Annotated in this window: 5 protein-coding genes; 3 read left to right on the top strand and 2 right to left on the bottom strand. The window is 66.5% G+C overall.

Annotated features, from left to right (window positions below):
- The first annotated feature begins 99 nt into the window (after positions 1 to 99).
- From glgX to treZ, 3 genes are read left to right on the top strand one after another with little or no spacing between them, the layout of a single operon-like run.
- A complete protein-coding gene (gene glgX, locus MED15_RS31980) occupies positions 100 to 2,217 on the top strand; it encodes a glycogen debranching protein GlgX (protein ID WP_112676522.1) in 2,118 nt (705 codons plus the stop codon).
- A 1-nt stretch (position 2,218) separates the two neighbouring features.
- Positions 2,219 to 4,522, top strand: a complete 2,304-nt coding sequence (treY, locus tag MED15_RS31975) for a malto-oligosyltrehalose synthase (RefSeq protein WP_112737753.1) — start codon at positions 2,219 to 2,221, stop codon at positions 4,520 to 4,522.
- Positions 4,522 to 6,246 carry a malto-oligosyltrehalose trehalohydrolase gene (gene treZ, locus MED15_RS31970; RefSeq protein ID WP_112737900.1) on the top strand — a complete coding sequence of 575 codons (1,725 nt, stop codon included), beginning with the start codon at positions 4,522 to 4,524 and terminating at the stop codon, positions 6,244 to 6,246. The genes treY and treZ overlap by 1 nt, the downstream gene beginning before the upstream one ends.
- A 167-nt stretch (positions 6,247 to 6,413) precedes the next feature.
- Here the strand turns inward: treZ and MED15_RS31965 are convergent, their stop codons facing one another.
- On the bottom strand, positions 6,414 to 7,232 hold the full coding sequence (locus MED15_RS31965; RefSeq protein WP_112737751.1) for a hypothetical protein: 819 nt from the start codon (positions 7,230 to 7,232) through the stop codon (positions 6,414 to 6,416).
- Positions 7,233 to 7,241: 9 nt separating this feature from the next.
- Positions 7,242 to 11,696 (bottom strand): AAA domain-containing protein, encoded by a 4,455-nt coding sequence (locus MED15_RS31960; RefSeq protein WP_146766768.1) that lies wholly within the window; start codon positions 11,694 to 11,696, stop codon positions 7,242 to 7,244.
- Between the last annotated feature and the right edge of the window lie 1,179 nt (positions 11,697 to 12,875).

The raw sequence follows: 12,875 nt of genomic DNA, 5'->3' as shown, positions 1-12,875 counted from the left end.
CCTGAAAGGATGGATTGGCGCGCCCGGGCCGGGGGCACTACCTGCGTGCGCGCGGGCGATCTCGGCCGGTGCGCACATAACCATGGTCTAAGGAGCGACATGCAGGTCTGGCCGGGCGAGCGGTACCCCCTGGGCGCCACCTACGACGGGATGGGCACCAACTTCGCCATCTTCTCCGAGGTGGCCGAGCGGATCGAGCTGTGCCTCTTCGACGAGTGGGACACCGGCGCGGAGCGCCGCGTCGAGCTGCGCGAGGTCGACGCCTACGTGTGGCACGCGTACCTGCCGGGCATCGAGCCGGGTCAGCGCTACGGCTACCGGGTGTACGGCCCGTACGACCAGGCGAACGGGCTGCGCTGCAACCCGCACAAGCTGCTGCTCGACCCGTACGCCAAGGCCATCGACGGTGACGTGGAGTGGGACCCGGCGGTCTACGACTACGACCTGGACGAGCCGGAGCGGATGTCGGAGACCGACTCGGCGCCGTTCATGCCGAAGTCGGTGGTGGTCAACCCGTACTTCGACTGGGGCAACGACAAGCCGCCGCGCACCCCTTACCACCACTCCGTGATCTACGAGGCGCACGTGCGCGGGCTGACCATGCGCCACCCGGACATCCCGGAGGAGCTGCGCGGCACGTACGCGGGCATCGCCTCCCCGCCGATGATCGACTACCTGACCCGACTCGGGGTGACGGCGATCGAGCTGATGCCGGTGCACCAGTTCATCCACGACAACCGCCTCGTCGACCTGGGGCTGCGCAACTACTGGGGTTACAACACCATCGGCTTCTTCGCCCCGCACCACGGCTACTCGGCGCTGGGCCGGACCGGCCAGCAGGTGCAGGAGTTCCGGGGCATGGTGAAGGCGCTGCACGCGGCCGGCATCGAGGTCATCCTCGACGTGGTCTACAACCACACCGCCGAGGGCAACCACCTCGGGCCGACGCTGAGCTTCAAGGGCGTGGACGCCCCGAGCTACTACCGGCTCAGCGAGGAGGACCGCCGCTACTTCGTCGACTACACCGGCACCGGCAACAGCCTCAACGTGCGCAGCCCGCACTCGCTGCAACTGATCATGGATTCGCTGCGTTACTGGGTGACCGAGATGCACGTCGACGGCTTCCGGTTCGACCTGGCCGCCACCCTGGCCCGCGAGTTCTACGAGGTCGATCGGCTGTCCACCTTCTTCGAGGTGGTGCAGCAGGACCCGGTGGTCAGCCAGGTGAAGCTGATTGCCGAACCGTGGGACGTCGGCCCCGGCGGCTACCAGGTGGGCAACTTCCCGCCGCTGTGGACGGAGTGGAACGGCAAGTACCGCGACACGGTGCGCGACTTCTGGCGCGGCGAGCCGGCCACCCTCGCCGAGTTCGCGTCCCGGATCTCCGGCTCCGCCGACCTTTACCAGGACGACGGCCGCCGACCGTTCCACAGCATCAACTTCGTCACCGTTCACGACGGGTTCACCCTCAATGACCTGGTGTCCTACAACGACAAGCACAACGAGGCCAACGGCGAGGAAAATCGCGACGGCGAGAGCCACAACCGGTCCTGGAACTGCGGGGTCGAGGGCGACACCGACGACGAGGCGGTCCTCGCCCTGCGGGCCAAGCAGCGGCGCAACTTCCTGGCCACCCTGATGCTGTCGCAGGGCGTGCCGATGATCGGCCACGGTGACGAGCTGGGCCGCACCCAGCGCGGCAACAACAACGTCTACTGCCAGGACAGCGAGCTGGCCTGGGTCGACTGGGACAACGCCGACGAGCAACTGCTGGACTTCGTCCGCACGCTCACCGCGTTCCGCAAACGACACCAGGTGTTCCGCCGCCGCCGGTTCTTCACGGGGCTGCCGGTGAACGGGCGCGGCATCGACGAGCCGCTGCCCGACCTGGCCTGGTACACCCCGGACGGGCGGGAGATGACCGGCGAGGACTGGGGCAACGACTTCGGCCGCTCGGTGGCGCTCTTCGTCAACGGCGAGGGCATCCGCGAGCGCGGCCAGTACGGCCAGAAGCACCACGACGCGTCGTTCCTGCTCTGCTTCAACGCACACGACGCGCCGCTGGACTTCGTCATGCCCGGCAGCGAGTACGGCCAGAAGTGGGAACGGGTGATCAGCACCGCCGAACCCGAGCCGGACGACGCCACGGTGATCAGCGCGGGCGGCACCATCCGGGTGCCGGACCGTTCCCTCGTCGTGCTGGAGAGGACGATCTGACATGCCGGCCACCCCTCCCACTGCCACCTACCGGGTCCAGGTCCGCCCCGGCTTCGACCTGGACGCCACCGCCGCGATCGTCGACTACCTGGACGACCTCGGCGTCAGCCACCTCTACAGCGCCCCGCTGCTGACCGCCACCCCCGGCTCCCAGCACGGCTACGACGTGGTCGACCACCGGGCCGTCAACCCGGAGCTGGGCGGGGAGGCCGCCCGTCATCGGCTGCTGGCCGCCCTGCGCGACAAGCAGCTCGGCCTGGTCGTCGACATCGTGCCCAACCACGCCGGGGTCGCCGTCCCGGCCGCCAACCCCGCCTGGTGGGACGTGCTCCGCCGAGGGCGCGACTCGGCGTACGCCGACTGGTTCGACATCGACTGGGACCGGGGCCGGCTGCTGCTGCCGGTGTTGGGCGACGACCCGGCCGCCCTCGACGACCTCAAGGTGGTCGACGGGGAGCTGCGCTACCACGAGCACCGCTTCCCGATCGCCGACGGCACCGGCGACGGCAGCGCCCGGGAGGTGCACGACCGGCAGCACTACGAGCTGGTCTCGTGGCGGCGCGGTGACGCCGAGCTGACGTACCGCCGGTTCTTCGCCATCGCGGGCCTGGCGGGTCTGCGCGTGGAGGACCCGGCGGTCTTCGCCGCCACCCACGAGCTGATCCTGCGCTGGGCCGCCGCCGGGGAGGTCGACGGCATCCGCGTCGACCACCCGGACGGCCTGCGCGACCCGGTCGGCTACCTGGCCCGGTTGCGGGAGGCCGCACCGGACGCCTGGCTCGTGGTGGAGAAGATCCTGGAGTACGGCGAGGAGCTGCCGGACTGGCCGGTGGACGGCACCACTGGCTACGACGCCCTTGCCATGGTCGGTGGGCTCTTCATCGACATCGACGCCGAGGGTGACTTCACCGCACTGGACAACCGCCTCACCGGGCAGCACACCTCCTGGGAGGACCTGACCCACACCACCAAGCTGGCCGCCGCCACCCAGCTGCTCGCCGCCGAGCTGACCCGGCTGGCCGCCCTCGCCCCCGAGGTGCCCACCGAGCAGGCCCGCGCGGCGCTCGCCGAGATTGCCGCCGCGTTCGACGTCTACCGGGGCTACCCGCCGTACGGCGCCCGGCACCTCGCCGCCGCCCGCTCCGAGGCCGGCCGCCGCCGGCCCGACCTGGCCGCCGCCCTGGACGCTGTCACCCGCCGGCTGCGCAACCCCAACGACGAGCTGGGCATGCGGTTCCCGCAGCTCACCGGCGCGGTGATGGCCAAGGGCGTGGAGGACACCGCGTTCTACCGGTGGACCCGGTTCGTGGCGCTCAACGAGGTCGGCGACAGCCCCACCCGCTTCGGGGTGCCGCCCGCGGAGTTCCACCGCTTCGCCACCGCCCAACAGGTCCGCTGGCCGGCCAGCATGACCACCGTCTCCACCCACGACACCAAACGCAGCGAGGATGTCCGCGCCCGCCTCGCCGTGCTCAGCGAGATCCCGGGCCGCTGGGCCGAGCAGGTCAAAGCCTGGATGGAGTACGCGCCGCTGCCCGACCCGGCCTTCGCCCACCTGCTCTGGCAGACCGCCGTCGGCGCGTGGCCGATCGAGCGGGAACGGCTGCACGCGTACGTCGAGAAGGCGGCCCGGGAAGCCGGGGCCTCGACCAGTTGGGCGGACCCCGACCCGGCCTTCGAGCAGGCAGTGCACACCCTTGTCGACCAGATGTACGACGACCCGAGCCTGCACGACGAGCTGACCGAACTCGCCGCCGCGATCACCCCGGCCGGCTGGTGCAACTCGCTCGGGCAGAAGCTGATCCAACTCACCATGCCCGGGGTGCCGGACACCTACCAGGGCACCGAGCTGTGGGACAACTCCCTCGTCGACCCGGACAATCGCCGCCCGGTCGACTTCGACGTACGCCGAGAGTTGCTGGCACGCATCGACGGCGGCTGGCGTCCCCCGGTCGACACTGACGGAGCGGCGAAGCTGCTCGTCGTGTCGCGGACCCTGCGGCTGCGGAGGGCGCACCCGGAGCTGTTCACCACCTACCGGCCGGTGCCGGCGCACGGGCGGGTGGGCCGGCACGTGGTGGCCTTCGACCGGGGCGGCGCGATCGCCGTGGCGACCCGGCTGCCGCTGGGCCTGGCACGCGCCGGTGGGTGGTGTGACACAGCTCTGTCACTTCCCGTTCACGAGATGAAGGACCTGTTCACCGGCCGGGTCTACAGTGGCGGGGAGACCCCTCTGGACGACCTTCTGGCCGACTATCCCGTGGCTCTGCTGGCTCCTTCCACCGCTTCCGTGGAGGCTGCGTGATGACCGAATTCAGCGTGTGGGCGCCGGACGCCGAGCGGGTGCGGCTGCGCCTGGCCGGCGACACCGACCACGAGATGCGCGCCGCCGCCGACGGCTGGTGGCGGGTCGAGGTGCCCGACGCCGGCCTCGACTACTCCTTTCTGCTGAACGACGACGAAACCCCACTGCCCGACCCCCGGTCACCGTGGCAGCCTGCGGGAGTGCACGGGCCGAGCCGCCGCTACGACCACGCCGAATTCGCGTGGTCCGACAGCGCGTGGACCGGCCGGCAACTGCCCGGCAGCATCCTCTACGAGCTGCACATCGGCACCTTCACCCCGGAAGGCACCTTCGACGCGGCCATCGACCGCCTCGACCACCTGGTGTCGCTGGGCGTCGACCTGATCGAACTGCTCCCGATCAACGCCTTCAACGGCGAACACAACTGGGGGTACGACGGCGTCTGCTGGTACGCCCCACACGAGCCCTACGGCGGCCCCGACGGCCTGAAACGGTTCGTCGACGCCGCCCACGCTCGCGGTCTGGGGGTGATCCTCGACGTTGTCTACAACCATTTCGGGCCCTCCGGGGCCTACGCGCCGCGGTTCGGGCCCTACCTCGCCGAGCAGAGCAACAGTTGGGGTCGCTCGATCAACCTGGACGGCCCGCACTCCGACGAGGTACGCCGCTACATCATCGACAGCGTGCTCATGTGGCTGCGCGACTACCACGTCGACGGGCTGCGGTTGGACGCTGTGCACGCGCTGCCCGACTCGCGGGCTGTTCCCCTGCTCGAAGAGATGGCGGTTTCCGTCGAGTCTCTGTCGACGCACCTGGGGCGGCCGTTGTCGCTGATCGCCGAATCGGACCTCAACGACCCGCGGCTCATCACGCCTCGGGAGGCTGGTGGGTTCGGGCTGCACGCGCAGTGGAACGACGACGCGCACCACGCGCTGCACACGTTGCTGACGGGGGAGCGGCAGGGGTACTACGGGGACTTCGGGTCCTTGGAGACGTTGTCTGATGTGTTGACCGGCGGGTTCTTCCACGCGGGGACCTGGTCGAGCTTCCGCAACCGGCACCATGGGCGACCTGTTGATCCTCGGGTGCCGGGGCACCGGTTCGTGGCGTACCTGCAGAACCACGACCAGATCGGCAACCGGGCTGCCGGGGATCGGATCTCGGCTTCTCTCTCGCCTTCGCTGCTCCGCGTTGGGGCTGTGCTGCTGTTGACGGCGCCGTTCACTCCGATGCTGTTCATGGGGGAGGAGTGGGCCGCCTCGACGCCCTGGCAGTTCTTCACCTCGCACCCGGAGCCGGAGTTGGCCTCTGCGGTGCGGACCGGGCGGCGGCGGGAGTTCGCTGCGCACGGGTGGCCGGAGGGGGACGTGCCCGACCCGCAGGACCCCCAGACGTTCGTGCGGTCGAGGTTGGACTGGGCCGAGCTGGACAAGCCTGAGCACCGGGAGATGTTGTCTTTTTACCAGCGGTTGATTGGGCTGCGGCGGTCGCTGCCGGACCTGTCGGATCCTCGGTTGAACGCTGTCTCTGTGCAGCACGGGGACCAGTTTTTGGTGATGCGGCGGGGGGACACGCTTGTGGTGGCGAACCTGGCTGGGCGGGGGCAGGGGGTTTCGCTGCCTGGGGTGGCTCGACGGGTGTTGTTGGCTACGGGGGAGGGGGTCACGGTGATGCGGGACCGGATCCAGCTGCCGGCGGAGACTGCGGCGATCGTGGCGCTCTGATCTCGCATGACCTCATACGGTCGTAAGGGGTGAGACAGAGTAGCTCCGAGTTCCGTTCGGTTCGATGTCTGCGCTGGTCAGCCGGCCGACGACGGCTGGGGCTCGCTGGTGCACGGGATCTCTTGAGGCATGTCGAGTACGTCAAGCGGCCAGCCGCAGCCTCGGTGTCATGTTGCGGTGGCCGCCAAGTCGTTAAGGGCTGCGTTGATCACGGGCCAACACATGCTGAGAGTATCGCGGTCTGGAGCATGGCCGATCTTCACCTGGGCGTTGGGATGCACGAGGTTGCGATATTCGCGGAGTTTTCCAGCGAAACCGCGGACGTCGGCTTGTATCCACTTTTCATGGTGGGCGGTCTCGATCAGCTCGTGCAGGGTCCACTTGTCGAGAGGCTTTTGTGCGTTGGGCGTGCGGGCCTTGACGGCGTCGAGGAGAACGCCTTCCAGAAGGCTGCCGAGCATGATGATCGCGCTGGCGTAGGCACCGTTGCGGTCGCAGATACGTGCCTCGTTGAGCCGACTTTCAAGGACGATCGCGAGGTCGGCGTCGCGGACGATGTCTGCCATGGCCACGTGGAGCATGACGTCTGGTGACTGTTGCTCTTGGTCCTCTGGCTGCTTGTAGGGCCGAATGACGGGTCGCCCCTGGCTGTGTGCGATCTCGAAGCCTTCGATGGCGAGGATGCTGTTGAGTAGCTCGGTGACCTCGGCGGCGGCCAAGGGCTCGTTGCGATGAACGTATTCACGTCGGTCAGCAAGGCGGCAGACGAGCGCATCGATGGCCCCGGGTGTGTCTCGACGTTGACGGAGCTGGTTGGTGAGCCAGCTTCGGCGCTGTTCGCCGTTGTAGGGCGCGACGTTCTCCCAGCCGGCTTGTTGGAGAAGCTTGGGCAGCTCGGCCCCACGTCGATACACGGGGTAGTCGTCGCCGCCACAAGCGATTCGGGCGATCTCATCGAGGGTGTTGTCGTCGATACTCTCGAGCACGCGGGTCTCCTAGAGGTCGTCTTCGTCATCGGACAGCGTTGTGGGTCTCCAACGTGGCTGCTGGCGTGGTGCTGCGGGCAGTGAACGAGGTTCGATGCCTCGTTGCTGTAGTTGCTGCCAGAGTGGTTCGAGGGCGGCAGCGGGGTCGTGCAGGTATTCGCTGTCCCGGATGCGAATGAACTGCCAACCGGCTCGGCGCAGTTCTCGCTCGCGGTGTAGTTCCTGCTGGACCTGCTCGGGTTGTCGGTACCGCGACGGTGTGTCGCACTCGACGGCCAGCCGGCCGTTGTCGCCGACGACGACAAGATCGATGGCTCGGTGGTCGACGGGGTAGTGCGGGACTACGGCGTAGCCGCGGCGCCGCAGCTCCAGGAAGACGCGTTGCTGCAGCAGGCAGGCGAAGGGTTCGGTGCGGGTGTCGGGGGTGACGTCATCGAGCTCGGGATCGACCGTGAAGGTCGCCGGAGGGTGGAGCATGTAGGTCAGCAGGGAGTGGCGAAGGTCGGCGGGATTCAGGCTGTTAGGGGGCACCGAGGTGAACAGCCAGAGTTGGTCACGGGCGCGACTGGCGGCGACGTTGTACCGACGCTGCTCGGTGCGGCCGGTGAGAGCCGTTCTGGCCTTCGTCACGACCATGGAAAGCAGGACGATGTCGCGTTCGTCGCCTTGGAAGTCGGGTGGTTGGCCAACTCGAATTTGTCGGTGGCGTATGTCGGCCGGGTCGATGCGCTCGTAGAGCAGCTTCTCAAGGATCTGAGTCTGTTTGCCGCTCTGCAGCGCGATGATACCGATGGTCTTGTTGCGGCACATCGGGTCGTCGATGATCTTTTGAACGTGATCGATGATGGCGCTGGCTTCGACCTGATTGCGCAGGGTTGCCCGTTGTCCCTCTTCCATGGCGTCGTTGACCTGCACGACTCTGAGGGGATCGAGGCGGTCGGCCCCGAACTGACGGAGTGGGATAAGTCTGCCGTCGTAGAACTGCGCAGAGGACCATCCGATGATTTCGGGCATGCATCGGAAGTGTTCGGAGAGTCGAACGACATCGGAGAAGCGGGTGGCTAGGAGTTCGTAGAGATTCGAGGTGGGGAGGAAACCGTTGCGCAGGTTCAAGGCCATGTCGGCTAGGTGCCGGTCTAGGCTCTCTTGCACGGCCTCGGAGTCGTTGTTTCGGTAGTTGGCACCGGGTGCGCACTGCTTCTCGTCGCCGACGACGATGACTCGTGGTGCCAGCCACAGAAGGAAGAGGTTGTCGACGCTGGCTTGGCTGGCTTCATCGACGATGACGACGTCAAAGGCGTTGGGTCGTGGCGTGATGGTGTCGATCACGGCTGATAGGGGCATGACCCAGGCGGGGACGGCCTGCTGGGCGTTCTTCATCGCCTCGAACGCTGCGGTGAGGTACCGGTCCTTGTTCTTGCCCTGCCCTCGGCCGTAGGCGCCCATGTTGGTCTTGTAGGACTGGAGAGCTTGACGCTGTTCTTCCGTTATATGTTCCAGGCAGTGATGCAGAGCCTGTTTACCAGCTAGCTCTGCGGTCACGCGGTTGAGTTCTAGTTCAACATCACCGATGCGCTGCTCGTGGATCTGCTCGGTATCTGTTGGCCGGATCATCTGGTGGTAGGCCGCTGCTGCGCTCCAGGCCCACGACGCTTCGAGGTCGTTGAGGCGGTGTCCCCAGGTTGGATCGTTGAGGTTCTCGCTGATCTGGGTGGCGAGTGCCGGGTGGGCGGCGGAGAGTCTCTGGAGCAACTGTTCGCAGCGCTGTTGTGAGTCCTTGTCGCTCCTGGCCAGATCAAGCTGTCGGCGGGCCGCCGCGTAACGGTCGATGTCGCTGCTTCCAAGAGCAACGCTGAGCTCGGCGGCTTCGGGGGCGACGTCTGGGTTCCGGCGCCATTTCTGCATTCTGTTGGTGAGCTCAGTGATGGCTTCGGACGCCTGCCGTGCCCCGGTGATAGTCGTTCGGTTGTGGCCAATGCGGACGAGGAGGTCCCAATCTTGCGGGCTGCGGACTGCGAAGCGGATTCCGTGGCTGCGTAGAAGGCGCTCCACTGTGTCCCGCGCTGCGGCGAGCGTGCGCAGGGCCGAGGCGTTGCGTGAGATGTCGTGGAGATGTGCGACTCGACGGCGTAGCGGCCCGTGGAACGTCGGAACGCCGACCTGGGCCCATGCTTCCAGAGCCGTGGTGACGGCTGTTTCGGCCTGAAGGAAGGTGGACAGTGCGGTCAGTTCTGAGGTGGTGGCGGGCGGGGCGCCGTCAACCGTGCAGCTTTGCAGCAGGTCGGTGGCGTCGAGCTGGGCGCGTGGGGGCAGGTAGCGGCGTAGGCGTCGGCCATTGGCCAGGTGCCTACGCAGACGCTTGGCCTGGCCCGAGAGGCGGCTGAGGTGGGCTGCGGTGAGGGGTGTGGTGCCCAGGTCGATGTCGCAGTCGTTGAGCGCCGTGAGGGCACGTACGTGGGGCTCCACCTCTCGCAGTTCGGCGAATAGGGCCTCCCAGTAGGCCGGGCTTTGCCGGGTTAGGAGCGCTTCCGCGGCTCTGCGTCGCCAGTCTGCGGGGTCCCAGTCAGTGATCGCGTCGGGTAGGCCGCAGGATGCCAGGGCATCGGTGGCAACCGCGACGTGGCGCTGAATTTCAGCAAGGGTGGCGTCGTCGAGTGTGGTGAGTGACCAGGCAGTGGCGGTGTGGTCGGCGCCGAGGATCCGCTCAGCGTGAGCGATGGTGGCGATCGTGGCGGCGACGTCCGCGGCGTGTGGAACCTGGTCGGGGTCGGGAATGAACTGCTGGGCTCGTGCGGCGCGTTCTGGTGTGGCGGAGGTGAGAAGCTGCCACAACTGTTGGGCCTGGTCGTTCGACAGGGGCGCATCCCCGCAGGCGCCGGTGGGTAGGGGTTCGATCCAGCCGTGCTGATCGCGGCCGGCGTTGATTTGTTCGACGATTTGCGCGAGCGTGCCGCCATAGCCAGCGGCGATCGGCGGGTGAATCGTGTACTCCTGTTCGCGGATCACGCCCAAACCCCGGATCGTCTGCTCGAGTTGAGCGCTCAGGCTGGCGCGCTGTTGCCGAAGTTGGGTGATGTCGCTATGTAGCTCGTCGACGGTGATCGTGGAGGACAGCTCCGACAGCGCGGTGATGCTGCGGTCAAGTTCGTCTGTTCCTGTCCGTTGCATGCCCGTCATGAGTACACACAGTTGCCGCACCGACTCGGGTAACTTCTCGCGGAGCACGCGCAGCGCTTGGTCCTTCTGGCTCGTGATGAGCAGCCTCTGGCCGTCGGCGAGCAGCGCGCAGATGAGGTTGGCGATCGTGTGTGTCTTGCCCGTGCCTGGTGGGCCCTGCACGACGACGGTCGTGTCGTCGCTGAGCTTGGCCAGCACCCTGCGCTGCTCTCGGTTACTGGCGAGAGGAAACAGCGGGTCGTCGCTGTTGACCGGGCGATCCCGTCCCGCGCCCTTGAGCCAATTGCAGCGTTCCGTTGCCTCGATCGGGGTCACGAGTTGCGCCAGCCCGAGGGGGGTAGGAGATTCCGCGTCCTCAAGGCTGTCAGCGATGGTGCGGTAGACCCGCTCCAGTCCCTTGCGGTCACGGCGGCGGAGGAACAGGGCTGGGGCGAGGGTCAGCCGTGTCGTGTCGGCCTCGTCGAGGAGCGGAGGTTCCCACCGGTCGTCAGCAAGGTGGAGCGCACGGTCCCAGCAACGGCGCCGCCAGAGTTGCAGTAGGCGCACCACCTCCGGCGAAAAGGGGTGCAGCTGCGCTCCCGTATCGAACCAAGGAGATTCGAAGGGTTTGGCGCGGTATCCGTCTTGAGACATGAGAAAGTCTTGGTCCTCGATCTTCATCCGCTGGTCGAGGGACAAGGCGACCTGCAGGCTGTCGGTCGCCGGGTCCTCAACGATGGCGGCGTTCCAGACCAGCAGGTGCCGCCGAACAGCCCAGCGGCCAGCGGCGCTGGAGGTAAGGAGACCGACACCGAGCACAAGCTCCTCGGTATCGCCGCGTTGCTGTGCCAGGCGCTGAAGTCGCTCCAGGTAGGTGTAGGTGGCGCGCTGCTCCCCCACGCGGCGCTCCTGCTCGGCCCACTTCGTCCACACGGCGAGCCAGTCCTCGTACTCCCGCCGAAGGGAATCGGAGATTGCCGGACCTGTCGCTGCGCGCCCACCGTCGTTCGTCACGAGCTGGAGTGGCGGGCCTTCGGCATTGCCGTACTCCGTACCGTCTAGCAGGTCACGAAGCGCTGTTGGGGGTACAGGTGGTTCCGGTGGCGGAGGGTAGGCGACCTGCATGATGACCGGTCCGCGGGAACGCGCGTTGTCTTGGGGCAGCCTACGAAACCAGTAGGTGTTGGCCTCGTCGATCGCGTCGCGATTCGGCCGCTCGCTGCTCTTGACCTGCGCGAGCAGGTGCGCTACTAGACCTTGGGTCAGACGTCTGACGGTAGGACTTGTCGGGGACACGGGGTCCGGCACAGTGCCTCCTCGGGCTCGCCCAGCCCAACAGGATGCACGCAATCAACTACTGCAGGCAACCATCTGCCGGAAGTGAGACACCTGGCGACTCAACCCCGTGGACAGGGGGTCAATCGGGTCTGCTGCACCGGCTCGCCCTGCCAACGCCGCTAGAAATCGACCCAGCGGTAGGCCGGGCTTCGCGGCGGCCGGCAGCCGTGTAGCTCCTTAAAGCGCACACTCCGATCTATCGGGTTTAAGCGCCAGAGTCGTGCCCTAGCCGACCAAAAGGGGTGCCGCAGCGCAGCCTGATGAAGATGCCAGGAATCCAGGCCTATGCCACTCCTCCTATACCTATGGGCTACCGTGAGTGCAGGAGCAGGAGGAGCCACCACGACGCTATGCGAGACATAGACAACGACTGGAAGTCTAGCGTGGACCAAGAATTTATTGAGCTAGCGTGGCTACCCTTCGAGAAGGTGGAGGGTCCTAACATAACCTGGAAACGCGCCAAGCGAGCCATAGCAGCCACCACGAGCACGAATGAGTTCGTGACTATCGACGGGTGGGATGCAAAGGCGAGATGGATCTACGGATCACACCACAACGAAAAACGAATCTATCGCCTTTGCTCCACATCGCCGCACGGGTTTGATCCTGACGGAGACCCATGGTATGCGGCAGCACTCTACCCAGCACCTCCGGACCCAATATACGAACTCGACAACTTAGTTGGGCTAGTTACTTGGGTCGGACACGTCGGTTGCCTTTGGCCTAGCAATTACGGCCCTCTGATGTTACCGCTGGTACACGCACTGGAACGCCGGTCTCAGCACTTCATGGTTCCAGTCTTCTTCGGCTCCAATGATGACCGACTGGACCAGCCAATTGTCATGCTTCCACGCTACGAGGAAATACATCGCCTAATTGGTCGACTTGACTGCTGAACGTCCCGGCGCTCCACAGGCACTGCCCGCTTCGAACGTCGGTCCTGCTCGCCGGTCGTCGTGTATAGGTCTTCGGCTCGATCCATAACGAGCAGTACAGGGCCATGGGCGACGGCGAGGAAGCTTGGCACAACTTGAGTGGGGTTTCCGGCCAGTCCTCACGCGGTCTCAAATCCTTAGTTTGCTCGCATCCACGGGACTCTCAGAAGAGCGTCGAGTGCAAGTACTTGCGAAATTAGTGGCTACCTCATTT

It is taken from the genome of Micromonospora noduli (assembly GCF_003264475.1).
Taxonomy (GTDB): Bacteria; Actinomycetota; Actinomycetes; order Mycobacteriales; family Micromonosporaceae; genus Micromonospora; species Micromonospora noduli.
This window is presented reverse-complemented; position numbering and strand designations above follow the sequence as displayed.